Source organism: Neisseria sp. P0004.S004 (genome assembly GCF_051963335.1).
In the GTDB taxonomy this organism is placed as follows: Bacteria; Pseudomonadota; Gammaproteobacteria; order Burkholderiales; family Neisseriaceae; genus Neisseria.
In genome coordinates this window covers 1-22977 of the sequence record NZ_JBQCUK010000005.1, presented here as the reverse complement: position 1 = coordinate 22977, position 22977 = coordinate 1, and the positions used below count along the sequence as shown (strand labels likewise).

Annotated in this window: 25 protein-coding genes; 14 read left to right on the top strand and 11 right to left on the bottom strand. The window is 49.9% G+C overall.

The features are described 5' to 3' along the window. Positions 1 to 20: 20 nt before the first annotated feature. On the top strand, positions 21 to 809 hold the full coding sequence (nadE, locus tag ACTHRY_RS05455) for an NAD(+) synthase (RefSeq protein WP_049322293.1): 789 nt from the start codon (positions 21 to 23) through the stop codon (positions 807 to 809). 68 nt (positions 810 to 877) lie between these two features. Here the strand turns inward: nadE and ACTHRY_RS05450 are convergent, their stop codons facing one another. After that, complete coding sequence (locus tag ACTHRY_RS05450; RefSeq protein ID WP_049348678.1) at positions 878 to 1078, bottom strand: protein MIGRI; 201 nt, start codon at positions 1076 to 1078, stop codon at positions 878 to 880. A gap of 117 nt (positions 1079 to 1195) precedes the next feature. Between ACTHRY_RS05450 and metX the strand changes: the two genes are divergently transcribed. Beyond that, a complete protein-coding gene (gene metX, locus ACTHRY_RS05445) occupies positions 1196 to 2335 on the top strand; it encodes a homoserine O-succinyltransferase MetX (RefSeq protein ID WP_003747142.1) in 1140 nt (379 codons plus the stop codon). Further along, entirely contained in the window at positions 2332 to 2913 is a 582-nt protein-coding gene (gene metW / locus ACTHRY_RS05440) for a methionine biosynthesis protein MetW (RefSeq protein ID WP_049322294.1), read from the top strand. Before metX ends, metW begins: the two co-directional genes overlap by 4 nt. A gap of 94 nt (positions 2914 to 3007) precedes the next feature. Here the strand turns inward: metW and ACTHRY_RS05435 are convergent, their stop codons facing one another. Both ACTHRY_RS05435 and ACTHRY_RS05430 read right to left on the bottom strand, forming a co-directional pair. Next, entirely contained in the window at positions 3008 to 3472 is a 465-nt protein-coding gene (locus ACTHRY_RS05435; protein WP_070822428.1) for a low molecular weight protein-tyrosine-phosphatase, read from the bottom strand. A gap of 85 nt (positions 3473 to 3557) precedes the next feature. Next, positions 3558 to 4658 (bottom strand): hypothetical protein, encoded by a 1101-nt coding sequence (locus tag ACTHRY_RS05430; protein WP_049322295.1) that lies wholly within the window; start codon positions 4656 to 4658, stop codon positions 3558 to 3560. Positions 4659 to 4863: 205 nt separating this feature from the next. Here ACTHRY_RS05430 and gloA point away from each other — a divergent pair, with 205 nt between their 5' ends. Beyond that, entirely contained in the window at positions 4864 to 5277 is a 414-nt protein-coding gene (gloA, locus tag ACTHRY_RS05425; protein ID WP_049322296.1) for a lactoylglutathione lyase, read from the top strand. A gap of 52 nt (positions 5278 to 5329) precedes the next feature. Here the strand turns inward: gloA and ACTHRY_RS05420 are convergent, their stop codons facing one another. Further along, complete coding sequence (locus ACTHRY_RS05420) at positions 5330 to 6079, bottom strand: lysophospholipid acyltransferase family protein (RefSeq protein ID WP_049322297.1); 750 nt, start codon at positions 6077 to 6079, stop codon at positions 5330 to 5332. Positions 6080 to 6136: 57 nt separating this feature from the next. Continuing rightward, positions 6137 to 6892, bottom strand: a complete 756-nt coding sequence (locus tag ACTHRY_RS05415; protein WP_049322298.1) for a GNAT family N-acetyltransferase — start codon at positions 6890 to 6892, stop codon at positions 6137 to 6139. Positions 6893 to 7071: 179 nt separating this feature from the next. On the opposite strand from ACTHRY_RS05415, the gene ACTHRY_RS05410 reads away from it, so the two are divergent. The 3 genes from ACTHRY_RS05410 to ACTHRY_RS05400 all read left to right on the top strand — a co-directional run bounded on the left by ACTHRY_RS05410 (position 7072) and on the right by ACTHRY_RS05400 (position 9547). Beyond that, positions 7072 to 8004 carry an AEC family transporter gene (locus tag ACTHRY_RS05410; protein ID WP_049322313.1) on the top strand — a complete coding sequence of 311 codons (933 nt, stop codon included), beginning with the start codon at positions 7072 to 7074 and terminating at the stop codon, positions 8002 to 8004. Positions 8005 to 8186: 182 nt separating this feature from the next. Then, a complete protein-coding gene (gene dnrN, locus ACTHRY_RS05405) occupies positions 8187 to 8660 on the top strand; it encodes an iron-sulfur cluster repair protein DnrN (protein ID WP_036490552.1) in 474 nt (157 codons plus the stop codon). A gap of 161 nt (positions 8661 to 8821) precedes the next feature. Next, a complete protein-coding gene (locus ACTHRY_RS05400) occupies positions 8822 to 9547 on the top strand; it encodes a hypothetical protein (protein ID WP_049322299.1) in 726 nt (241 codons plus the stop codon). Positions 9548 to 9587: 40 nt separating this feature from the next. Here the strand turns inward: ACTHRY_RS05400 and ACTHRY_RS05395 are convergent, their stop codons facing one another. Then, positions 9588 to 10553, bottom strand: a complete 966-nt coding sequence (locus ACTHRY_RS05395; RefSeq protein WP_049322300.1) for a tRNA dihydrouridine synthase — start codon at positions 10551 to 10553, stop codon at positions 9588 to 9590. Positions 10554 to 10636: 83 nt separating this feature from the next. On the opposite strand from ACTHRY_RS05395, the gene ACTHRY_RS05390 reads away from it, so the two are divergent. Further along, complete coding sequence (locus ACTHRY_RS05390; RefSeq protein WP_049322301.1) at positions 10637 to 12211, top strand: glycosyltransferase family 2 protein; 1575 nt, start codon at positions 10637 to 10639, stop codon at positions 12209 to 12211. 224 nt (positions 12212 to 12435) lie between these two features. Next, on the top strand, positions 12436 to 13764 hold the full coding sequence (locus ACTHRY_RS05385; RefSeq protein ID WP_049322302.1) for an anaerobic C4-dicarboxylate transporter: 1329 nt from the start codon (positions 12436 to 12438) through the stop codon (positions 13762 to 13764). A 69-nt stretch (positions 13765 to 13833) separates the two neighbouring features. Here the strand turns inward: ACTHRY_RS05385 and ACTHRY_RS05380 are convergent, their stop codons facing one another. Beyond that, on the bottom strand, positions 13834 to 14259 hold the full coding sequence (locus ACTHRY_RS05380; protein WP_049322303.1) for a DUF4124 domain-containing protein: 426 nt from the start codon (positions 14257 to 14259) through the stop codon (positions 13834 to 13836). A gap of 189 nt (positions 14260 to 14448) precedes the next feature. On the opposite strand from ACTHRY_RS05380, the gene guaB reads away from it, so the two are divergent. Both guaB and waaF read left to right on the top strand, forming a co-directional pair. Beyond that, positions 14449 to 15912, top strand: coding sequence for an IMP dehydrogenase (guaB, locus tag ACTHRY_RS05375; RefSeq protein ID WP_049322304.1), 1464 nt, complete (start codon positions 14449 to 14451; stop codon positions 15910 to 15912). A gap of 294 nt (positions 15913 to 16206) precedes the next feature. Continuing rightward, positions 16207 to 17226, top strand: coding sequence for a lipopolysaccharide heptosyltransferase II (gene waaF / locus ACTHRY_RS05370; RefSeq protein ID WP_049322305.1), 1020 nt, complete (start codon positions 16207 to 16209; stop codon positions 17224 to 17226). A gap of 139 nt (positions 17227 to 17365) precedes the next feature. Here the strand turns inward: waaF and ACTHRY_RS05365 are convergent, their stop codons facing one another. From ACTHRY_RS05365 to ACTHRY_RS05355, 3 genes are all read right to left on the bottom strand, one after another. Continuing rightward, entirely contained in the window at positions 17366 to 18340 is a 975-nt protein-coding gene (locus ACTHRY_RS05365) for a class 1 fructose-bisphosphatase (protein WP_049322306.1), read from the bottom strand. A 67-nt stretch (positions 18341 to 18407) separates the two neighbouring features. Further along, entirely contained in the window at positions 18408 to 18761 is a 354-nt protein-coding gene (locus tag ACTHRY_RS05360) for a hypothetical protein (RefSeq protein WP_049322307.1), read from the bottom strand. Between the two features lie 130 nt (positions 18762 to 18891). After that, positions 18892 to 19737 (bottom strand): 23S rRNA (adenine(2030)-N(6))-methyltransferase RlmJ, encoded by an 846-nt coding sequence (locus ACTHRY_RS05355; RefSeq protein WP_049322308.1) that lies wholly within the window; start codon positions 19735 to 19737, stop codon positions 18892 to 18894. Between the two features lie 125 nt (positions 19738 to 19862). Between ACTHRY_RS05355 and ACTHRY_RS05350 the strand changes: the two genes are divergently transcribed. Next, positions 19863 to 20477, top strand: coding sequence for a riboflavin synthase subunit alpha (locus ACTHRY_RS05350; RefSeq protein ID WP_049322309.1), 615 nt, complete (start codon positions 19863 to 19865; stop codon positions 20475 to 20477). A 15-nt stretch (positions 20478 to 20492) separates the two neighbouring features. Further along, positions 20493 to 21359, top strand: coding sequence for an ATP-binding protein (locus tag ACTHRY_RS05345; protein ID WP_049322310.1), 867 nt, complete (start codon positions 20493 to 20495; stop codon positions 21357 to 21359). Between the two features lie 65 nt (positions 21360 to 21424). Here ACTHRY_RS05345 and ACTHRY_RS05340 read toward each other — a convergent pair whose 3' ends face one another. Beyond that, positions 21425 to 21853, bottom strand: a complete 429-nt coding sequence (locus tag ACTHRY_RS05340) for a Spy/CpxP family protein refolding chaperone (protein WP_004519835.1) — start codon at positions 21851 to 21853, stop codon at positions 21425 to 21427. A 277-nt stretch (positions 21854 to 22130) separates the two neighbouring features. On the opposite strand from ACTHRY_RS05340, the gene rpe reads away from it, so the two are divergent. Beyond that, complete coding sequence (rpe, locus tag ACTHRY_RS05335; RefSeq protein WP_440374091.1) at positions 22131 to 22811, top strand: ribulose-phosphate 3-epimerase; 681 nt, start codon at positions 22131 to 22133, stop codon at positions 22809 to 22811. Positions 22812 to 22977 lie beyond the last annotated feature (166 nt).

The following is a 22977-nucleotide window of genomic DNA, read 5'->3' as shown; positions in this document are numbered from 1 at the left end:
TGAAGCGAACATTTATCCCTATGCAAACCCAAGCCATCATCCGCCATATCGTTCAATGGCTCAAAGATTACGCCGAGCAGGCGCATGCCAAAGGTTTTGTCGTCGGTGTATCCGGTGGCATCGATTCTGCCGTGGTTTCTACACTTGCCGCGCAAACCGGTTTGTCGGTTTTGTTGTTGGAAATGCCGATTCGTCAGAAATCCGACCAAGTCAACCGCGCGCAAGAACACATGGGCCGTCTGAAACAGCGTTATCCCAATGTAAAAGCGCAAAGCGTTGATTTGACCCCGGCGTTCGATACGTTTGCCGATACCGTTGACGTCAGTGAAACCGAATTTCCCAACAAACAGCTGGCACTGGCCAATGCACGCAGCCGCCTTCGCATGACGACGCTTTATTATTACGGTCAGTTGCATGGTTTGCTGGTGGCGGGGACGGGCAACAAAATTGAAGATTTCGGCGTCGGTTTCTTCACCAAATACGGCGACGGCGGCGTGGACATCAGCCCGATTGCCGATTTGACCAAGACTCAAGTGTACGCGCTGGCAGCCGAGCTGGACGTATCGGAAGACATTCAAAAAGCCGTGCCGACAGACGGCCTTTGGGATACCGAGCGTACCGATGAAGAGCAAATGGGCGCATCTTATCCCGAACTCGAATGGGCGATGAGCGTGTACGGCAGCCACAAGCCTGAAGATTTTGAGGGTAGGCAGCGCGAAGTTTTGGCAATCTATACCCGATTGCACAAAGCCATGCAGCACAAAGTCAATCCGATTCCGGTTTGCAAGATTCCGGAAGAATTGTTTTAAGTTTGAACATCAAAAGGCCGTCTGAAAACGCTGGATTAAGGTTTTCAGACGGCCTTTTATATTTTATTTCAATAAGAATTGGGAATATGCTTGAAAAACAGCATCATTAGATACCAAAACAGCGTCGCGACTGCCGCGCCCAGCAATACCCACGCGCTGATTTTGGCGATTTCCCGAATGGTGCGCTTTTGTTGGCGGCTGAACAGACGGTTCACAATCAATGCCGCGATGGCGCAAAAGAAAAAAAATCGCAAAAGCCTGCCTATCATTCCACATCCTCCCAAAAATATTGCCTCTAAATTAGGGCAGGCCGTCTGAAGCCTCATGCACAAAACAAAAACGAAACGTTATAATACCCCTTTTGCCGCATCACTTGGAAATTACAAATGACAACAAATGCCTCAGTGGGCATTGTAACGCCCCGGAAAATTCCGTTTGACACACCGCTTGCTCTGGAAAACGGCAAAACCTTACCCCGTTTCGACCTGATGATTGAAACCTACGGCACGCTCAATGCCGACAAAAGCAATGCCGTCCTTATCTGCCACGCCTTATCAGGCAATCATCATGTTGCCGGCAAGCACAGTGCGGAGGATAAATACGCCGGTTGGTGGGACAATATGGTCGGCCCCGGCAAACCCATCGATACCGAACGCTTTTTTGTGGTCGGTTTGAACAACTTGGGCGGTTGCGACGGCAGCACCGGCCCTTTGTCCGAGAATCCTGAAACCGGCCGCGAATATGGTGCGGATTTTCCGGTTGTAACCGTCAAAGACTGGGTGAAGTCCCAAGCCATGCTTGCTGATTATCTCGGCATCCAAAAATGGGCGGCCGTTGTCGGCGGCAGCTTGGGCGGCATGCAGGCATTGCAATGGACGATTTCTTTGCCCGAACGCGTTGCCCACGCGCTCGTTATCGCTTCCGCGCCTAAACTTTCCACCCAAAACATCGCGTTTAACGATGTTGCCCGCCAGGCGATTTTGACCGATCCCGATTTCCACGAAGGTAATTACCGCAGCCATCATACCGTTCCTTCACGCGGTTTGCGTATCGCGCGCATGATGGGGCACATTACCTATCTTGCCGAAGACGGTTTGGGTAAAAAATTCGGCCGCATTTTAAAATCAGATGGCTATCAGTATGGCTACGGCGTTGAATTTGAAGTGGAATCTTATCTGCGCTATCAAGGCGACAAGTTTGTCGGCCGTTTTGATGCCAATACTTATCTGCTGATGACCAAGGCGCTTGACTACTTCGACCCGGCCGCCGATTACGGCCACAACCTCACGCGCGCCGTGGAGAATGTGCAGGCCAAATTTTTTGTTGCCAGCTTTAGCACAGACTGGCGCTTCTCGCCGCAACGTTCGCATGAATTGGTCAAGGCATTAATCGCCGCGCAAAAATCCGTGCAGTACATTGAAGTCAAATCCAATCACGGCCATGATGCTTTCTTGATGGAAGACGAAGCCTATATCCGCGCGGTTACCGCTTATATGAACAACGTTTACAAGGACTGCCAACAATGAATCTGCGCGACGATTTGCAACTCATTTACGATTGGATACCCGAAGGCAGCCGCGTACTCGATTTAGGTTGCGGCGACGGCGAGCTGCTGGCCGCGTTGGTAGCGCATAAAAACTGCGCCGGTTACGGCATTGAAATCGATACCGACAGCGTGATTGCCGCCATGACCCGCGGTGTAAATGTTATTCAGGCCGACTTGGAAGAGGGCTTGGCGGCATTTGGCGATCAAAGCTTTGATGTGATTGTCTTGAGCCAAACCATTCAAGCCATGCAGAACACGGAAAAAATCCTGCGCTGCCTGATGCGCGTGGCCAAACAGGCCATCGTTAGCTTCCCTAACTTTGGTTACTGGCGCAACCGTTTTCAAATCGCCGTCGGCGGCCATATGCCGGTTTCCGAGCGCATGCCGTATCATTGGTACGATACGCCCAATATCCATTGGTGTACCCTCAAAGACTTTGATTTGCTGTGTGCCAAAAACAAAATCCGCGTGCTTGAGCGTGCGGTCATGACGGGTAACCGACAGGTCAAACATCTGCCGAACTTATTAGGCAGCCTGGCGTTTTACCGCGTGGGTTGATGCGGTGATTAATAAAGGCCGTCTGAACATGTCATCACGAAAGCATAGCTTTTGCGGATACCTGTTCAGACGGCCTTTTATTGTTCAAGCCGGTTTAAGCCTGTTTCAATTTTTCCAACAAGGCCAAACTGCCGGCATCGACCAGGCGGTAGGTTTCATCAAAGTCGCCTGTGTACCACGGATCGGGAACGTGGTTGTATCCTGAGTCGGGGATAAGGTCGGTCAGTTTGAAGATTTTGCCGGGGTGAAAACCGAGCTGTTTTTCGGTTTCTCTGAGGTTGTTGTCGTCCATCACGATGATGTAGTCGAAATGATCGGCATCGCTGGGTTTGATTTTGCTGCTGGTAAAGCCTGACGGGTCGATGCCGTGTTGTTTGAGCACGCGGCGCGTGCCTTCGTGCATGTTTTCTCCGTCGTGCCAGCCTGACGTGCCTGCGCTGGCTGTGATGACGGCATTGCCCATGCCTGCTTCGCGGGCGCGGTGGCGCAGGACGTATTCGGCCATGGGGGAGCGGCAGATGTTGCCGAGGCAGACGAAAAGGATTTTGTGGGTTTTCATGTTTGTGAAAATGAGCGGTAAGGTTTGAAAATCCATGCAACACGCTGAACCGTTTTCAGACGGCCTTGCGTGTTGCATTTTCAATTTAGTTTACATTGCTGAAGAAAGGATTATGGCCTTCCAGTTTCAACGCTTGGGCATAAGTCGGGATGTTTTCGTTTTCGCCCAATGGGTTGTGCAGCAGGTAGAGGTGCTCGATGCGGCATTCGGCCATCAGGTCGAGGAAGTTTTGCTGAACGATGGCGATATTGTCGGTTGAAGCCAGCTCCCAAGTGAAGGTCTGCGGAACGATTTCAAACGCGCTGTCGGTCGCGTTGAAGCTGAACTGGAGCTTGCCGTCCGCCTTGGCTGCGGCAACAACGCCGACGCGCGGGCTTTGCATGCGGATGGCGCGGATGGCGTTGGTAGCAAAAACGTCCATGGCCATGCGTTGGCGGGTGTGGCTGCCGTCGGTAAGCGCGTCAAGCGGCGTATTGGGCGAGAGCGGGTTGGTAAAGAGGGTAACGCCGTCGAGGGCGAGATGCTCTTGCCAAACCTGCATCAATGGCAGGCCTGCCTGTTGCAGGTTGAGGCCCAAGGCCGTCTGAATGTCTTTATTGCCGTAGCCCAGCGCGTAAACAACATGGACGGATTGACCTTCGGGCAGCGTCAATGGTTTGTATTCGAATTTTTGCAGGAATGCGCCTGCCGCTTCATCGTTTTGCTTGGCTTGGAACCACTCGCCCGGGGTAACGCTGCTCAAGTCGGTAGATTGGACGAGGTAAGGCAGCCATTGCGTGTTTTGCGTGAGGGTGCGCAGATTAGGGTAGTTTTGCAGGCAGGCGAAGAGGGCTTCGGTAGGTAATGTGAGCGGCAGGGTTTGTTCTTTTTTGCAACCGGCGACCAAAACGACAGGCAGGGCAAACCATTGGGCTTCGTTATCGTTTTCTGCCTTCAAGACTTCGCCCACGCTTTGAATCAGGCTGGTGTAAGTGCCGACATCGGGCGCCATGGTCATCGCCAATGAAAGATTGATGTAATGGTTTTGGCTGAGCATGGTGCGGATTTCGGTTTGCAATTGGCCGGCCGAAAGTTTGCGTGATGCGGAGGAGGAGTTGTGCGCCAGCTGATAGGCATTGAGCAGAAGGTGGTTTTTGATAGGGCTCTGCGGATAAGGGCGGGTATCTGGAAGAACAAAGGTTTTCATGACGGTTTGAAGTGTTGTGTTGTAAGTGTGGCGATTATAGCAATTTAGTCAGTCGGTGTGCTTGTTAATAAATTAAATTCAACTGGCGATAGGGATATGCTTCATTTTTACACGGGTTAAGTATCGGCATTTTCTAAGTTGAGGAGGGTAAATGCCCAATGTGTTATAATCCATGACCAAACATAATTCAGAAAGGAACAAAATCATGCGCTTGCTTCATACTATGCTGCGTGTCGGCAATCTCGAACGCTCTTTGGATTTCTATCAAAACGTATTGAACATGCAACTGCTGCGCCGCCGCGATTATCCTGAAGGCCGTTTTACTTTGGCTTTTGTCGGTTATGGCGATGAGGCGGACCATACTGTTTTGGAACTGACCCACAACTGGGATACCGAGGCTTACGACTTGGGCGAGGCTTACGGCCATATCGCGATTGAAGTTGATGATGCTTACGCGGCGTGCGAACGTGTTAAAGAGATGGGCGGTAAAGTGGTACGCGAAGCCGGCCCGATGAAACACGGTACGACCGTGATTGCGTTTGTCGAAGATCCGGACGGCTACAAAATTGAATTTATTCAAAAGAAAAGCGGTAGCGATTCGGTGCAATATTCATCTTAAGACATAAGATAATGGAAAAGGCCGTCTGAACATTCAGACGGCCTTTTTTTGATCAGCCCAACTGTTTTTGCTTTTCGCTCAACAGGGCGTGTACGTGAAGCGCGGTAGCGTAGCGGTCTTCTCCCGCTTCAATCGGATCGAGGAAATGCAGCTCGACCGTGCTGGAAGGTTGGCTGATGACCATGCAGATAGATTGCCAGAGGCTGATGTCGCCGTAGTAGGCAGTGTGCGGATTGGGGCTGCTGCCGTCCGGATTCGGATAGCGGCAGAGTGCCGGAATAATCGGTACGCCTGCATCATAGGCCGTCTGAAAAAAGCTGGGTTTGAACGGCAGGATTTCACGGCCTTCGGTACTGGTGCCTTCGGGGAAAATGGTGACGGTATCGCCGTTTTTCAGTGCTTCGGTCACGCCTGCAATTTTGGCGGAATTGCCTTTGATGCCGCGGTTGCGCGAGACGTAAACCGTTTGCGCTTGCGTGGCGAGGTAACCGACCACCGGCCATTTGGCTACATCGTCTTTAGCCACAAAACGGCCGGGAAATGCGCCGTTGACCGCCATAATGTCCAACCATGAAATATGGTTGCTGATAAGCATCTGGCCGCGGCCTTCTTGCGGCGGCGTGCCGAAAGTTTGCAGTTTCATGCCGCAGGAAGCGAGCACGCGCAGCGACCATAATTGGATCGCGCGCAGTTTGCGTTTGCTGCTGTAAAAGGGAAACAGAAAAAACATTTCGGCCATGCCGTACAAAAGGCAGCCGGCAATGCAAAGGAGGCGGAAGATAAAACGGATTTTGGCGGTCATTGTGTGTGTTTTTATAAAAGATGAGGCAGGCCGTCTGAAGTTTCAGACGGCCTTTTATTATGAATCGGTTTTAGGGGCAAAACGTTGCAAGTAGCGGTCGGAAAGATGGCTGATGTCCATCATGATCAGCACATCCGCGCAGTTGAACGCTTCATCGACGCAAGGCTCGCCGCAAAACCACGCGCCTGCTTTGAGATAGCCTTTGATCAGTGCGGGTACAGGCGGGTTTTCAGACGGCGTGATGCTGTCCCATTTGAGCGGATTGAGCGGTTTGACACGCCATTGTTCCGGAGCGAGGTATTTGCCTTTCAAGGCATGATACAGGCCGGCCGCATCGCTGCCGCCGTCGCGCATTTCGATACTGCCGCAACCAATCATAAAGCGCAGGTTTTCGTCTTTCATGAATTTGACCAAGCCGGTCCACAACAGCATAACCAAGCCGCCGTTGCGGTAGTCCGGGTGGGTGCAGGCGCGGCCGAGTTCGACAGTTTGCGGCAGGATGTCTTTCAAAGGCTCAAGGTCGAATTCATGCTCGCTGTACCAGCCGCCGACTTTTTTTGCGGTTTCTTCGGTAATCAGGCGGTAGCAGCCGATAACTTCTCCGGTTGCATCGTCAAACGCGAGCAGGTGGTGGCAATGCTCATCATAAGGATCGACATCGCGGCCGTCATTGCTTTCGATTTCCGCACCCAATTCTTGGGCAAAAACCTGATAGCGCAATCTTTGGGCGGCTTCGATTTCAGCTTGGGTTTCTGCAAGGCGTACGCTCAGGCCGATTTTGGGGCCCGTTTGATTGAAACGGCTGGGGGACATGATGTTTCCTGTTTGAAGAAAATGGCTGATTATAGCGGATATACGGACAGATTTATATTGGTTTGCTTTGCGGTAGGGCAAATTATGTCGGGTTGTTGGAAAAAGGCTTCAGGCCGTCTGAATTTGGCATGCCAAGCGGTAGAAGCGTAAAATCAATGTTTTTGCCGCTTTTTTTTGTTATGGAAACCTCTTTTCTGCTTGCCGGAAAAATTACCGAGCTGACGTTGATTGTTTTGATGGGCGTGACTTTGGTGAAGGCCGGGCTGTTGAAATCGGAAAACAGCTACACGCTCTCCGTCATCGCGCTTTATTTGATCAGCCCGTCCGTCATGATTCATGCTTTTCAGATGGACAATGCACCGCAGATTATCGAAGGGCTGAAGCTTTCCGTTATGCTGGCGGTGTTTTTTCATATAGTGCTGATTGTTTTAGGCAGGGTGTTTAAGCGCGTATTCAAACTCGATGCGCTCGAACACGCGGCGACGGTGTACAGCAATTCGGGCAACCTGATTATTCCTTTGGTAATGTCGGTATTTGGGCCGGAATGGGTGATTTACACCACCGGTTTTATCTTGGTGCAGACGTTTTTGTTTTGGACGCATCTGCGCCTGTTGATTTGCGGTCGCGGCAATGTTGCTTGGAAAACCATTTTCACCAATATCAACATCTTATCCATGTTGGTCGGGCTGCTGATGTTTGCCTTTCAAATCAAGCTGCCGCACATTGTCGATAATACTTTGGCAACGGTGGGCAGTATGATCGGTCCGGTTGCCATGTTGGTGGCGGGCATGCTTTTGGCCTCTTTGCCGTTGCGTTCGATTGTGTGGACGCCGAGGCTTTATCTCGTTGCTTTTTTAAGGCTGATTTTGATTCCGGTATTATTGCTTTTTGCCGTTAAAGCCTGCGGTTTTGCCCATCATGATGCGCATGCGGATACGGTTGTGTTAATCAGCTTTTTGGCAACGACTTCGCCTGCCGCTTCGACAGTTACCCAAATGGCGGTTGTTTACGGCAAAAATGCCCAAAAAGCCAGTGCGATTTATGGGTTGACGACCTTGCTTTGTGTGGTAACCATGCCGGTAATGATTGCCTTATATCGTTGGATTATTTAAGAAAAGGGCAGGTCGTCTGAAACTTTAACTTTATGTTTCAGACGGCCTGTTTGGTATTTTAATTTTGAAAATAACTTTTATTATCAATTAATTAAGCAATTAAAAAACTATACAAAGCCGCAAGCAGCGTGTATCCTTACGCCTAACATTCATCCAATATCAATCTTTAAAGGAACACAGCCATGACCGACTTTACCGTTTGGGAAACCGCACCTTTCAATTCCACCATCGACCATATCCTGCAGCGTTACCACAATGTCCACCGCGCCCAGTTTGAAGAGTTGGTTCCGCTGGCGCAAAAAGTGGCGCAGGTTCATGCCGATACTTTCCCTGCCGAAGTGCCTGATTTGTTGGCCTATATGCAAAACGAGCTGTTGATGCACATGATGAAAGAGGAGCGCATGTTGTTCCCGATGATTAATCAGGGTGTGGGTCGCGGCGCGGCCATGCCCATCAGCGTGATGATGCATGAACACGAAGACCACGATCAGGCCATCGCGCGTTTGGAAGAATTGACCAATAATTTTGAGCTTCCCGAAGGCGCTTGCGGCAGCTGGACTCGTTTGTACGCATTGGCTAAAGAGATGGTGGACGATTTGAAAGACCACATCCATTTGGAAAATGAGATTTTGTTCCCCCGCGTTTTGGCTTCTTAAGAATTGATGTTAATCAAGGCCGTCTGAATGTTCAGACGGCCTGTTCTTTAATCCCTTGCTAAGTTAGTACAATAGTTCTAAAATTTTAATAAAGAAAGAAACAAAAATAAGCAGTAAAGGCACACATCCGTTTTTTTGTTTACTTGAGAAGGAGTTTATGAATGAAACATTCTAAAGTTTTACTATCGGGTATTCTGTTTGCTGCCGTGACTGCATGCGCCCAAACGACGGACGGTAGCTGGAGCGCCCTACAGGATACGAAAACAGGTGTGCAGTCGCGACCTTATTATGAATTTGGCAATGTGGTTCAGAAGATTTCTTTTAAGAAAACCGGCAATCCGGAAAATGGTTTGAAAAAGCCTGTCTTGACGGTGTATCGTCAGGGCAAGCTGTTGGGCGAAGCATATAATTTGGAAGCCTCTCATGGCAGCCCCTTGTTGCCAACCCTGTTTCTGGTAAACGGCAAGTCATTAAATGTAAATGACGCCAACGATAAAAAACAGTTGGCTTCTGCGAAGAGAATCGATTTTTACGATTTCGGCCACGGTCGTATCGGCCACGCAGTCTTTACCGCGCCTAACGGCATCTGTCAGGATATGAAACACGGCAAAGGCGTTTCCTACAAGCTGGTTACCAACTATGTTAATTTCCCGGATTATCCTTCGCCTGAAAATATCTTGATTATCACTGCGCAAGGTAAATATGAGCAAGACGGGTTTATATTGGATGCCACTGAGTCAAGAGTGACCAGTGCCAATAAAGAGTTTGCCAAAAAATATGGCGAAGCCCTGAAATCCAAGAATGGCCCTGAGAGTAGGCATGTGAATATGGCCAATGCAGCCAGTGCGGAAAAAGGCAGACTGTTGGCTGATTATATCTGTCAGTAATCATATTAAAGGCCGTCTGAATTTCAGACGGCCTTTTGAATCATGAATGCATCTCTTGTTCAAACGACAGCAGAATCTGTTTTACTTCATCCGCTTCTTTGACGGCACGGATACGGTCAAACAATATCTGCGCCTGTTCAAACTCTTTTTTCATCATGCCCAGCCATTGTTTCAAACGGGCAACCGGATATTTGTTGTTGGCCTCTTTGGCAAGGCATAAGTCGAAGAACTGGACTATCCATGAGGAGACTTCGGCAAAGTCGGTGTCTTTCACTGTTTCGCCGTTTTCATATTGCTTGATTTGCCGCGCCAAGTCGGGACGGATAACCGCGCCGCGCCCGAGCATCACGCTGTCGCAGCCGCTGACGGTTTTAATGTCAAGATAGTCTTGAAGGCTAAACACATCGCCGTTGGCGGTAATGGGAATACTGACTGCATCGCGGATTTTGCGCACCCATTCCCAATGAGCCGGCGGTTCGTAGCCCTCGACTTTGGTGCGCGCGTGGACGGTCAACGCGCATGCGCCGCCGTTTTCAATCGCGGAAGCGCATTCCAATGCCAGGCTTTTGTCTTCATAACCGAGCCGCATCTTGGCAGTCAGCGGAATGTGTTGCGGCAGGCGTTGGCGCAGAGTGCGGACGATGTGGTAAATCAAGTCCGGCTCTTTGAGCAAGACCGCGCCGCCTTTGTGTTTGTTGACCGTCGGCGCAGGGCAGCCGAAGTTGAGGTCGATTTTGTCCGCACCGAAACGCACGGCTTCTAAAGCATTGACGGCCATGTTTTCCGCATCGCTGCCCAAAAGCTGGACAGTACAGGGCGTGCCGGCCGGCGTGCGGTTGGCATGGGCGATTTCGGGAACATATTTAAGCCAAGTGGCGCGTGAGTGAACCGTGTGCGTAATGCGGACAAATTCGCTGACGCATTCGTCAAATCCGCCGATGCGCGTCAACAGGTCGCGCATCACATCGTCCACCAGCCCCTGCATGGGGGCAAGAATAAGCTGCATGGGTCAGGCCGTCTGAAAAAAGGAGGACATATTGTAGCGGTATATCGGTTAAAATACAGCTTCCTTTTTCAGACGGCCTTTTTATGATGCACACAATTCCGGCAACCGCCGCCATGTTGGTAAAAAATTCAGAACGTTATCTTTCAGAAGTTTTGAGTGCGCTGAAAGACTTTGACGAAGTCCTATTGTTGGACAACGGCTCGACCGACCGTACTTTTGAAATTGTCAAGGGCTTTCCCAATGTCAGCTATTACAAGCATGACTTTATCGGGTTTGGCCCGATGAAAAATCTGGCGGCCAGACTGGCGCAAAACGATTGGATTTTCAGCATAGACAGCGATGAAGTGGCGGATGAGGCTTTAATCGAAGCCATTCGTGCGGCCGTTTTGGAAAATGAGAAGGAGCACATCTTTTCACTTTCCCGTCTGAACCATTACCACGGCCGCTTGATTAAAGGCTGCGGCTGGTATCCGGATATTATTCCGCGCCTTTATCATCGCAGATTTACCCGTTTTTCCGACCGTCAGGTGCACGAGTCTTTGGTGTTGCCGCAGGAAGCCAAGGTTAAACAACTCGATGGCCGTCTGAAACATTATTCTTTTGAAAACGCCGAAGGGCTAATTCAAAAAATGCAGCAGTACAGCTCGCTGTATGCGGAAGAAAACCGCTTTAAGAAAGACAGTTCGCCGTTTAAGGCTTTGCTGCATGGCGGCGTATCGTTTGTGAAAAATTACCTGCTCAAGCGCGGTTTTGCCTATGGGGCGGACGGGCTGACGATTTCGGTGTCCAACGCGCAAGGTTCGTATTACAAATATGTCAAACTTTACGAGCGCAACCGCACGATAACCGTCTCCCTCATCATCACTACCTACAATCGTCCCGATGCTTTGGAGCTGGTGTTGAAATCGGCTTTATCGCAAACCCGTCTGCCGGATGAGATTATTGTCGCGGATGACGGCTCAAGGCAGGAAACCGCTGAAGTGGTCGATTTTATCCGCCGCAGAACAAGCATTCCGGTCAAACATTCATGGCAGCCGGATAGAGGCTTTCGTGCCGCCGAATCGCGCAACCGTGCGCTGGCGCAGGCGAAAAGCGATTATATTGTGTTGATTGACGGCGATATGATCTTGGATCCGTCTTTTATCGCCGATCATTTGAAGATTGCCCGCAAAGGCCGTCTGATACAGGGTTCCCGCGTGATTTTGACTGAGGATAAAACGCAGGATATTTTAGACGAAGGCGATTTGCCTGCTTTGTCCATGTTCAGCTCGGGAATAGAAAAACGGCTTTCCGCCCTGCGCTGTCGTTGTTTGGCCAAACTGGCAGGCCGAAAAGGCAACCACAAACACAAAGGCATCAAAACCTGCAATATGGGCTTTTTCCGCAGCGATGCGCTGGCCGTTAACGGGTTTGACAATAGCTTTGTCGGTTGGGGCAGGGAAGACAGCGAATTTGTCGCCCGTTGCTATCATAATGGGATGAAACGCCATAATTTGAAATTTGCCGGCATTGCGTACCACCTCTGGCACAATGAGGCAGAACGCGATTCCTTGCCGCAAAACGATGCTTTGTTGGAGGCAACCTTGTCGGAACGCAAAATCCGCTGTGTTCATGGCGTATCGGATTTTATAAAAGATGAAGAAGTAGCCGGAAAATAGCCTTATCATTTCATCTGAATCATAGAGGCCGTCTGAAAATCTTCAGACGGCCTTTTTTATGCTTTTGATGAGTCTATTGGTTAAATGAGAATATTATTTATTTGATGTAGATCAGTATGTATAATTAGGTAAAGTATGGTTAGGGAAAAGGGTTTACTCTATAATCCAACCGTTTGTAATTTTATTTCGGCGAAGGCCGGATTTTGGGAGTTGTGATGTCAACTATGTTTTTTATCCAGTTTGCCGTTGTGCTGCTGTGTATCCTGATTGGTGCGCAGGTTGGCGGTATTGGTTTGGGCGTGCTCGGCGGTATCGGCTTGGCCGTATTGTCTTTTGGTTTCCATCTTCAGCCGACCAGCCCGCCGATTGATGTGATGCTGATGATTATGGCGGTAGTGTCTGCCGCGGCGGCCATGCAGGCCAGTGGCGGTTTGGACTATATGATTAAAATTGCTACGCGCGTGTTGCACCGTAATCCGAAATACATTACTTTTATCGCGCCGGCGGTAACATACACTTTTACCGTGTTGGCAGGTACGGGCCATGTGGCTTACTCGGTCTTGCCCGTGATTGCCGAAGTCAGCCGCCGCAATGGCATCCGTCCTTCCCGTCCGTTGACAATGGCGGTTATCGCTTCCCAATTCGCGATTGTCGCCAGCCCGATTGCCGCCGCGGTTGTTGCCTGCGTCTCCATGCTTGAGCCGCAGCACATCACGATGGCGGACGTGTTGAAAGTGACCGTTCCGTCCACGATTTTGGGTATCGGTTTGGCTTGCGTGTTCGTAAACAAACTGGGTAAAGAGTTGAAAGACGATCCGCATTATCAGGCTTTGTTGAAAGACCCGAACTATGTGAAAGAATACATCGATGTGGAGGAGCAAAAAACCGATGTCGTCATTTCGCCGAAAGCCAAATTGTCGGTCGGTATTTTCTTGACTGCGGCATTGCTGGTGGTTGTGATGGGTGCGCTGCCTGAGTTGCGTCCGGCTTTTGAACACGATGGCGCGATCAAGCCTATGGGCATGGCGCATACGATTGAAATCGTGATGCTGTCTGCTTCTGCGCTGATTATTTTGGCGTGTAAACCCAATGGCGATGCGATTACCCGAGGTTCGGTATTCCATGCCGGTATGCGTGCTGTGATTGCAGTGTTTGGCGTGGCTTGGTTGGGCGATACCTTGATGAACGGCCACTTGGCAGAAGTGGAATCGACCGTCAGCCATTTGGTTGAATCTGCACCATGGACCTTTGCCTTTGCCTTGTTTATCTTGTCGGTATTGGTCAACAGCCAAGGCGCGACAGTGGCGACACTGTTCCCAATCGCCATCAAACTGGGTATTCCTGCGCCCATCATCATCGGCACGTTTGTTGCGGTAAACGGCTATTTCTTCATTCCGAACTATGGTCCGATTATCGCTTCCATCGACTTTGACGTAACCGGTTCAACCAAAATCGGCAAATTCATCTTCAACCACAGCTTCATGATTCCGGGCTTGTTGAGTATGGCATTTAGTCTGGTTTTCGGTTTGTTGTTGGTTCAACTGTATTATTGATGGACTGAAAAATGAAGGCCGTCTGAAATTAAATTTCAGACGGCCTTTTTGATATTGATATTCGAGAACTTAATTGCAGTATTTATTGACGTCGTTTTGGTATTGTTTAATCAGGCTGTCGCGATTGGCCAAGCGTGCGCTTTCGGCGACTTGGCGGTTGATTTTGGCGATTTTGCAGTTTTCCAGCTTGTTTTGGCGGTTTTGCTCTTCGATTTTTTTATTGCGTTCTTCGATTTGTTTGTTTTGTTCCGCGACTTGTTCGTTGGGCTGCTCGGCAACCGGTTCAGATGCTGCAACAGCAGGCGCAACGGCAGGTTTGACGTTGTGCGTGCGGATGTTGACCACGCCGGAACGCTTCGGTTGCAGGCGGTTTGGCGTATCGGAATAGCTGTTGCCCGACGCGCCTTTCCAAGTGTACACCTCGGCCGCGCCGGTCAGAGCGGCGGAAGAGAGAAGGGCTGCTATCAGACAGGTTTTGAGTACGGAAGATTTCATGGGTTTCCCTTATGTAAATGATGTTCTCATGCGGCTTATTTTACTTGAAACTGCAATGCGTTGGCATATTTTTGTACGCCAAATCAAATCATGTAAAAAAATAACGTTAAAACGTGTATTGCCAATGTTAGCATCAAGCCGGTGTGATATAATGCCGTGCATCTTGCACAAACTGAAAGACCGAGCATCATGCGTATTGTAGAAAAAGCCTATACTTTCGACGACGTTTTGTTGGTTCCAGCGCACTCAAACGTGCTGCCTCGAGATGTCAAACTTCAAACCAAACTCACCCGCGATATCACGCTCAACCTTCCTCTACTTTCTGCTGCAATGGATACCGTTACCGAAGCGCGTCTGGCCATCTCTATGGCTCAAGAAGGCGGCATCGGCATTATCCATAAAAACATGACGCCGGAGTTGCAAGCGCGTGCCGTTTCCAAAGTGAAGCGCCATGAGAGCGGTGTGGTGAAAGATCCCGTTACCGTTGCACCAACCGCATTGATCCGCGATGTATTGGAAATGCGCGCACAACGCAAACGCAAAATGTCCGGTCTGCCTGTTGTTGAAAACGGCAAAGTGGTTGGTATCGTGACCAACCGCGATCTGCGTTTTGAAAACCGTGTCGATCTGCCGGTTTCTGCCATCATGACCCCTCGCGACCGTTTGGTTACCGTTCCAGAAGGTACCAGCATCGATGAAGCCCGCGAAATCATGCATGCGCACAAAGTTGAGCGCGTTTTGGTGTTGAACGACCAAGACGAACTCAAAGGTCTGATTACAGTTAAAGATATTCTGAAAACAACCGAGTTCCCTAATGCCAACAAAGATGCCGAAGGCCGTCTGCGCGTCGGTGCCGCGGTGGGTACCGGCGGCGATACCGAAGAGCGTGTCAAAGCATTGGTGGAAGCAGGCGTGGACGTAATTGTGGTCGATACCGCCCACGGTCATAGCCAAGGCGTTATCGATCGCGTGCGCTGGGTAAAAGAAACCTATCCGCACATCCAAGTCATCGGCGGCAACATTGCTACTGCTAAAGCCGCTTTGGATTTGGTGGCTGCCGGTGCGGATGCCGTTAAAGTCGGTATCGGCCCGGGTTCGATTTGTACGACCCGTATCGTGGCAGGCGTGGGCGTGCCTCAACTGACTGCGATTCACAATGTTTCCGAAGCCCTGAAAGGTACAGGCGTTCCCCTGATTGCCGACGGCGGTATCCGCTTCTCCGGCGATATTGCCAAAGCTCTGGCAGCAGGTGCATACAGCGTCATGCTCGGCGGTATGTTTGCCGGTACGGAAGAAGCACCGGGCGAAATCGAACTCTACCAAGGCCGCTCTTACAAGTCTTACCGCGGCATGGGTTCGTTGGGTGCGATGAGCCAAGGTTCTGCCGACCGCTACTTCCAAGACAAAACCGACAGTACAGACAAATATGTTCCTGAAGGCATCGAAGGCCGCGTTCCTTACAAAGGCCCGATTGTGAACATCATCCACCAGCTGACCGGCGGTCTGCGCTCCAGTATGGGTTATTTGGGTTGCGCCAATATTGCTGAAATGCACGAGAAAGCAGAATTTGTAGAAATCACTTCTGCCGGTATGAGCGAATCTCACGTTCACGACGTACAAATCACTAAAGAAGCGCCTAACTACCATCGTTAAACCACTATAAAAAGGTCGTCTGAAAATATTTCAGACGGCCTTTCTGTTTTTATAAGGTTTTAAAAATGAAGAGAATATTGTTTGCCGCCGTTTGGAATGGTGTTTCAGGTTGCGTATTTGCAGAACTTACCGGATAAATTGGGAAGACAAACGCTTCACGCGCTCAAACCAGAGTGCATCTGTGGAAATAATATGTATCAACTAGTACATTTCGAACTGAGCGATTAAACCGAGTTTCAGACGGCCTTTTAAAAATCGTATTACAATAAGCCAAAATTAAAAACACATTCCATTATGTCCAAAAAAATCCTGATTATTACCCCAAGCTGGATTGGCGACTGCGTCATGACCCAACCGCTTTATCGCCGTTTGCATGAGCTGCATCCCGGCTGCACCATTGATGCTTTTGCACCCAAATGGTCGATGGCCGTATTTGAGCGTATGCCTGAAATCAACCGTGTGATGGAAAATCCGTTTGGACATGGTGCGTTGGAATTGAAAAAACGCTGGCGTATCGGGCGTGAATTGGGAAAAGAAGGCTATGATCAAGTGATTGTTTTGCCCGGTTCGCTCAAATCCGCCATCATCGCCTTGGCTACGGGCATCAAGCAGCGTACGGGCTACGTCGGCGAGTCGCGCTATTTTTTGCTGAACGATATCCGTAAGTTGGATAAGGCCGCGTTGCCTCTGATGGTTGACCGCTATACTGCGCTGGCGTATCCGACCCAAGCGGATTTTAACGGGCATTCTGATAATCCCTGTTTCACGATTGATCCCGCAAGCCGTCAAGCCGCTTTGGCAAAACATGGTTTGACGACGGATAAACCGATTTTGGCATTTTGTCCCGGTGCGGAATATGGCCCGGCCAAGCGTTGGCCTGCGCGTCATTTTGCCGAACTTGGCCGCCGCTATTTGGCTGAAGGTTGGCAGGTTTGGCTGTTTGGTTCGCAAAAAGATTTCGATATTGCAGATGAAATCAACCGACTTTCAGATGGCCTGTGTACCAATCTTTGCGGTAAAACCAATCTTCCGGAAGCGATTGATTTGTTGTCTTGCGCCGATACGGTCGTGTGCAACGACAGCGGTCTGATGCACCTTGCGGCCGCGCTTGATCGGAAATTGGTTGCGGTTTACGGCTCATCCAGCCCTGACCATACGCCGCCTCTAAGCCAAAAGGCAAAAATCGTCAGCTTGAATTTGGATTGCTCGCCTTGTTTCAAACGCGAATGTCCGTTGGGGCATACGGATTGTTTGAACAAACTGACGCCGGATATAGTGCAAAAAGCGGCGGAAGAGCTGGCTCGTTCGGCGTAATCCAATAAAGATTAGATGGGAAGCAGCAAAGGGCAGATTTGAGTCTGCCTTTTTGATTTTTGTTTCTTTTATTTTTTAACGAAAGGCCGTCTGAAAATCATATTTCAGACGGCCTTTGGTTTGAAATCAATACATCTGATTATTTTTGATGCAGATTGTAAACGTATTCGACTTCTTCGCGGCTGCCCATGAATACGGCAACACGTTGGTGCAGGCCGGTAGGTTGGATATCGAGCATGGCTTCGATGGCGTTATTTGATGCGCCGCCGGCTTGTTCCATAATCAGGCTCATCGGGTTGGCTTCGTACATCAGGCGCAGTTTGCCCGGTTTGGATGGGTCGCGTTTGTCTTGCGGATACATGAATACGCCGCCACGCATCAGGATGCGGTGGATTTCGGCAACCATGCTGGCAACCCAGCGCATATTGTAGTTTTTGCCGCGTACGCCGGTTTCGCCTGCCAGCAATTCGTCAATGTATTGTTGAACAGGGGCGAACCAATGTCTTTGGTTGGACATATTGATGGCGAATTCTTTAGTGGATTCGGGAACGCGCGGATTTTCTTTGGTCAACAGGAATTGGTTGGCATCGTCAAGAGTGAAGACGAACACGCCGTGACCGACAGTCAGTACCAGTTGGGTTTGCGGACCGTATAAAACATAACCTGCGGCCACTTGGTCGCGGCCTTTTTGCAGGAAGGATTCGGTAGTCAATGCGCCTTCAGGTTTCGCCAAGATGGAGAAGATGGTGCCGACGGAGATGTTGACGTCGATATTGGAAGAGCCGTCCAACGGGTCAAACAATACCAAATAGCCGCCGTTTTCGTGTGTGGCGACATAGGTGTCTTCTTCTTCGCTGGCAAGGCCTGCGATGTTGGCATTGGCTTTTAAAACATCAATCATGATGTTGTTGGCGATAACGTCAAGTTTCTTTTGGTCTTCGCCTTGGATGTTGCCGGTACCAGCCATGCCCAAAACGCCGGAAAGCGCGCCGAGGCGGACTTTGGCGTTGATGTCCAAACAGGCGGCGGCCACGGATTCCAATACGCTGGCCAGCTCTTGCGGCAGTTTGTGTTCGGGCAGGTGTTGGGCTAAGAATTGGTTCAATGTATTCATGGTTTCACTCTTTTCCTAAGTTTGAATCGAATATTTTTCAATTTCAGGCCGTCTGAAAACGGTGTGTTCATTTGGTTTTGCTGTCAGCCATGCCTAAAACTTCTTTAGTGCAGGCGATGCTGGTGTCTTTGATGCGTTTTTTCAGCTCGTCGCTCATGGAGTCGCTGCCGCCCAAAAGTGAGGTCGCTTCTTCAGGATTGATTTGGTCGACTGTTTTTTCGCCGATACAGCGGCAGATTTTTTCAGTGGTCGCGGAATCAAACGGGCTTTTTCCTGCGGCTTTTTCTACGCAGGCTTCGGTTGCCGAGCGGACAAATTCGGTGCGGAAACTTTGGGTAAATTCTTCTTTAAATTCGTTTTTTGCTGATTCGCTGCACGCGCAAAGCAGGAGCGTACAGGCTAGGGGTGTGCGTATATTCATGAGTGGACGGCTGTTAATTGTTATGTTGTGAATTGTAGTGGAAAAAGGCTTAAGTATAAAGGGTTAAGGCCGTCTGAACAGGTATGGCGGCAAAATCGAAGCGCTTGGGTATGCGTTCAGACGGCAGCGTTTATTTCGTTTTGCTTTCCAATACATAATGCGCGCCGGCATCTTGCGCCAAAATTTTGGCAAGTTCGGGCAGATTGTTTTGCAACTGTTCGGCAAGCATATAGGGCGGGTTGATGATGAACATACCGCTGCCGTGCATACCGAAGCCGTTGCTGCTCGGCGTATGGACATGAAGCTCGGCGTGCAGATGATTGTCGGGAGCGATTTTTTTGAGTTCGTCTGGCAGTTTGCAGCTTTCTTCGCGGCTCAGGCAGGGATACCAAACCATGTAGCAGCCGGTTTCAAAGCGTTTCAAAGCATCTTTCAAAACTTGGACGACACGGCGGTAGTCTTGTTTTTCTTCGTAGGGCGGATCAATCAAGACGGCGGCTCGGCGGGGCGGAGGAGGCAGAAGTGAAATCAAACCTTGATAACCGTCCGCTTGGCTGACCTGTACTTTACGCGCAGGACGGGCTTCGCGCATATTGTTTTGCAAATGGACAAAATCGGCAGGATGCAACTCAAAGAGGCGCATTTTGTCGCTGTCGCGCGTGAGCGCCTGTGCCAGCCAAGGCGAGCCGCAGTAAAGGTTGTCTTGCGGCAGTATTTGTTTCAGACGGCCCACAAATTCGGCCAATTCGGCAGGCAGCTTGTCAGCTTGTTCCAAGAGCGCAATGCCTTGTTTGTATTCGCCGACTTTTTGCGCTTCATCGCCGCTCAAATCATACAAACCGGCACCGCTATGCGTATCGATATACCAATAGGGCTTGTCTTTGCGGTTGAAATATTCGAGGACGAGGAAGAGGGTAAAGTGCTTGAGCATATCGGCATGGTTGCCGGCATGGAAGGCGTGGCGGTAGCTGAGCATGATCGGGCTGCGGAAACAAAAAAACGATTATACCCCAAACCATCGCTATCACCGCTTTCAGACGGTCTTTGTGCCTGGAAAATGCTACAATATCCGCCTTATCGTACCATCGGAAAGAAGACATCATGTTTACAGGCATCGTACAAGGCATGGGCAAAATTACAGACATCGCCCAACCTTCGCCCGACTTTCGTACCCACACTGTCGAGCTGCCCCCCGAAATCGCCGACAATCTGCAAACCGGCGCCTCTGTCGCCAACAACGGCTGCTGCCTGACCATTACTCGAATCGACGGCAACAAAGTCAGCTTTGATTTGATGGACGAAACCTTACGCAAAACCAATCTCGGCAGCTTGAAAGTCGGCGACAGTGTCAATTTGGAACGCGCGGCGCGCTTTGGCGACGAAATCGGCGGCCATGTGATGAGCGGCCATGTGATGGCGGTTACCCGAATTTCCCGTATCGAATCCAGCGAGTTCAACTGTACAGTTTGGTTTGAGCTGCCGGAAAACCTCAAGCCCTACATCCTGACCAAAGGCTTTGTCGGTTTGGACGGTTGCAGCCTGACCATAGGCGAAGTTAGCGACAGCGAATTTTGCGTACACCTGATTCCGGAGACTTTGGAGCGTACCCTGTTTGGCAGCCGCAAAGAAGGCGACCTCATCAATATTGAAATCGATCCGCAAACCCAAGCCGTTGTCGATACTGTGATGCGTGTGTTGGCGCAAAAGGCCGTCTGAAAGAAGAAAGTAAAAATGAAATTATCCGAATTTTTAAAAAAAGCCTATTCCGTTTTAAACCGTTTGGATTTAATCCTGCCTGACGAGCCGGGAAAAACCGATTGGCAGTCACTTGCCTACCGTTGGCACAGCGTGGGCAAAAAAGGCATTTTAGAAAGCCTGCCGCGTCCGCATACGTTTCCTTTGAGCCGATTGGCGGCAGTCGGTTCGCAAACCGACAGGCTGAAACGCAATACCGAGCAATTTTTGGCAGGCCGTCCGGCCAATAATGTCTTGATGACCGGCGCACGCGGTACGGGTAAATCTTCCTTGGTTAAAGCGTTGTTGCACGAATATGCCGAGCGCGGCCTGCGACTGATTGAAGTGGATAAAAGCGATTTGGTCAGCTTGCCGGCTTTGTTGACGCTGTTATCCGGCCGTCCTGAGAAATTTATCGTCTTCTGCGATGATTTGTCGTTTGAAACCGGCGATGAAACCTATAAAGCCTTGAAAACCGCTTTGGATGGCGGACTGTCGCAACGTTGCACCAATGTTTTGGTTTATGCCACTTCCAATCGCCGCCACCTGATTCCAGAATACATGGATGAAAACGGCGGTACTACGGGCACTCGCGGCGAAATCCATCAGAAAGAGGCCGTCGAGGAAAAAATTTCCCTTTCCGACCGCTTCGGCTTATGGCTGAGTTTTTATCCTTTCGACCAAAACGATTATTTGACCGCCGTAGCCAACTGGTTGGACGATTTCAATGTGTCTTTTGACGATACCGCGCGCAAAGCCGCGTTGCAATGGGTGCAAATGCGCGGCAGCCGTTCAGGCCGTTCGGCGTGGCAGTTTGCCTGCGACTGGGCAGGACGCTTGCCGGAAGAAAGAGTGTTGGATTAAGGCTGAAAAAAGCAAAGGCCGTCTGAATATGGTTTCAGACGGCCTTTTGTATTTTTATTTATCCATCAGCGCAAGCATGAAGACAACCACTGCTGGCGTTGGCGCGGATTGAGCAGATGATAGAGGCGGTATTGGATTTCCATTTCATCCACTGCATAGTCCATGCTGGAGAGGTAGCGGTTTTCAACATAATCGCGGGCGGCGTTTGAATCGAATGAGTCGCCGGAGAGGATTTTGATGATGGTTTGACGGCGGTTGCGGTCGGAGCGTACGGTTTTGCGGTAGGCTTTATCGTTGATTTGTTTGAAGTCGGTACGCAGGCGGCGCAGGGCGGCGTGTTGGTCGGCGGATAGATTAAGCTGTCGGATATCGCAATTGGGGTGGAAGTCGTCCAAAGTGGCCAGAAACGGACCGGCATGGGCAGGCAGGCTGGAACAGAGTAGGGCGAGTGCTAAGAAAGTAAAAGTCGGATAGCGGGAAAGTGCGACAGACACGGTGTTTTCCTAATATTTCATCAGGTTTGGAAATATAACCGATTAGCGTGTGAAAGGCAGTATCAAAGCAGTTAACTTTTGTTAATGATATTAGATTTTTCTGCACATGTATGTATTCAAATAATTTATTTTCAAAGCCTTACAATTTGATTCTAAGTTTCATTAATGTATGTGAAATGTAAATTCATAAAAATGACGGTAGAGACGTTGTCGGCAGCATACAACATAGGGGCAAAAATGCGATAATGACAAAGGAACACACTTTAGGAGAACAAACATGACCGACTACCGTATCGCCCCCAGTATTTTGTCTGCCGATTTTGCCCGCCTGGGCGAAGAGGTTGCCGAAGTTATCCGCGCCGGTGCGGATTTGATTCATTTTGATGTGATGGACAATCATTACGTGCCGAATCTGACTTTCGGCCCTATGGTTTGCGCGGCTTTGAAACCGTATGCAACCGTGCCGGTCGATGTGCATTTGATGGTTGAGCCGGTGGACGATTTGATTCATGCGTTTGCCAAAGCCGGTGCCAATATCATTACTTTTCATCCAGAAGCCAGTCGCCACATCGACCGCAGCTTGGGTTTGATTAAAGAATACGGCTGTCAGGCAGGCTTGGTATTGAATCCTGCTACGCCGGTCAATATTCTGGAAAACGTTTTGGACAAACTGGATATGGTTTTGTTGATGTCGGTCAATCCAGGCTTTGGTGGACAAAGCTTTATCCCGAATACGCTGGTGAAAATCCGCAAAGTGCGCGAGATGATGGACGAGTATGAACGGCAAAGCGGCCGCCGTATCGCATTGGAAGTCGATGGCGGCGTGAAGACAGACAATATTGCTGAAATTGCGGCGGCAGGTGCGGATACATTTGTCGCAGGTTCGGCGATTTTTGGCAAACCGGATTACAAAGCCGTTATCGATGAAATGCGCCAACAGTTGGCGCAAATCGGGTAACCAAGCTGGGATATTCTTAGTTTCCAAACTTTAAATAATCAATGTTTAATATTAAAGGCCGTCTGAAATAATTTTCAGACGGCCTTTTGTTTTGGGGCTGACGTAGATTAGCAGTTATGCTAGGCTACGAAAATGCAGATAACCAATTGTAAATTAAGCAAGAGAT

What these genes read in the sequence shown, in the direction of transcription:
- ACTHRY_RS05450 (WP_049348678.1), bottom strand. Translation starts at nt 1,078, where the DNA reads ATGATAGGCAGGCTTTTGCGATTTTTTTTCTTTTGCGCCATCGCGGCA.
- ACTHRY_RS05360 (WP_049322307.1), bottom strand. Translation starts at nt 18,761, where the DNA reads ATGAATATACGCACACCCCTAGCCTGTACGCTCCTGCTTTGCGCGTGC.
- ACTHRY_RS05345 (WP_049322310.1), top strand. Translation starts at nt 20,493, where the DNA reads ATGAAATTATCCGAATTTTTAAAAAAAGCCTATTCCGTTTTAAACCGT.
- metW (WP_049322294.1), top strand. Translation starts at nt 2,332, where the DNA reads ATGAATCTGCGCGACGATTTGCAACTCATTTACGATTGGATACCCGAA.
- rpe (WP_440374091.1), top strand. Translation starts at nt 22,131, where the DNA reads ATGACCGACTACCGTATCGCCCCCAGTATTTTGTCTGCCGATTTTGCC.
- waaF (WP_049322305.1), top strand. Translation starts at nt 16,207, where the DNA reads ATGTCCAAAAAAATCCTGATTATTACCCCAAGCTGGATTGGCGACTGC.
- ACTHRY_RS05395 (WP_049322300.1), bottom strand. Translation starts at nt 10,553, where the DNA reads ATGCAGCTTATTCTTGCCCCCATGCAGGGGCTGGTGGACGATGTGATG.
- ACTHRY_RS05415 (WP_049322298.1), bottom strand. Translation starts at nt 6,892, where the DNA reads ATGTCCCCCAGCCGTTTCAATCAAACGGGCCCCAAAATCGGCCTGAGC.
- gloA (WP_049322296.1), top strand. Translation starts at nt 4,864, where the DNA reads ATGCGCTTGCTTCATACTATGCTGCGTGTCGGCAATCTCGAACGCTCT.
- ACTHRY_RS05410 (WP_049322313.1), top strand. Translation starts at nt 7,072, where the DNA reads ATGGAAACCTCTTTTCTGCTTGCCGGAAAAATTACCGAGCTGACGTTG.
- ACTHRY_RS05420 (WP_049322297.1), bottom strand. Translation starts at nt 6,079, where the DNA reads ATGACCGCCAAAATCCGTTTTATCTTCCGCCTCCTTTGCATTGCCGGC.
- ACTHRY_RS05430 (WP_049322295.1), bottom strand. Translation starts at nt 4,658, where the DNA reads ATGAAAACCTTTGTTCTTCCAGATACCCGCCCTTATCCGCAGAGCCCT.
- metX (WP_003747142.1), top strand. Translation starts at nt 1,196, where the DNA reads ATGACAACAAATGCCTCAGTGGGCATTGTAACGCCCCGGAAAATTCCG.
- ACTHRY_RS05400 (WP_049322299.1), top strand. Translation starts at nt 8,822, where the DNA reads ATGAAACATTCTAAAGTTTTACTATCGGGTATTCTGTTTGCTGCCGTG.
- nadE (WP_049322293.1), top strand. Translation starts at nt 21, where the DNA reads ATGCAAACCCAAGCCATCATCCGCCATATCGTTCAATGGCTCAAAGAT.
- ACTHRY_RS05435 (WP_070822428.1), bottom strand. Translation starts at nt 3,472, where the DNA reads ATGAAAACCCACAAAATCCTTTTCGTCTGCCTCGGCAACATCTGCCGC.
- ACTHRY_RS05350 (WP_049322309.1), top strand. Translation starts at nt 19,863, where the DNA reads ATGTTTACAGGCATCGTACAAGGCATGGGCAAAATTACAGACATCGCC.
- ACTHRY_RS05365 (WP_049322306.1), bottom strand. Translation starts at nt 18,340, where the DNA reads ATGAATACATTGAACCAATTCTTAGCCCAACACCTGCCCGAACACAAA.
- guaB (WP_049322304.1), top strand. Translation starts at nt 14,449, where the DNA reads ATGCGTATTGTAGAAAAAGCCTATACTTTCGACGACGTTTTGTTGGTT.
- ACTHRY_RS05390 (WP_049322301.1), top strand. Translation starts at nt 10,637, where the DNA reads ATGATGCACACAATTCCGGCAACCGCCGCCATGTTGGTAAAAAATTCA.
- dnrN (WP_036490552.1), top strand. Translation starts at nt 8,187, where the DNA reads ATGACCGACTTTACCGTTTGGGAAACCGCACCTTTCAATTCCACCATC.
- ACTHRY_RS05385 (WP_049322302.1), top strand. Translation starts at nt 12,436, where the DNA reads ATGTTTTTTATCCAGTTTGCCGTTGTGCTGCTGTGTATCCTGATTGGT.
- ACTHRY_RS05380 (WP_049322303.1), bottom strand. Translation starts at nt 14,259, where the DNA reads ATGAAATCTTCCGTACTCAAAACCTGTCTGATAGCAGCCCTTCTCTCT.
- ACTHRY_RS05355 (WP_049322308.1), bottom strand. Translation starts at nt 19,737, where the DNA reads ATGCTCAGCTACCGCCACGCCTTCCATGCCGGCAACCATGCCGATATG.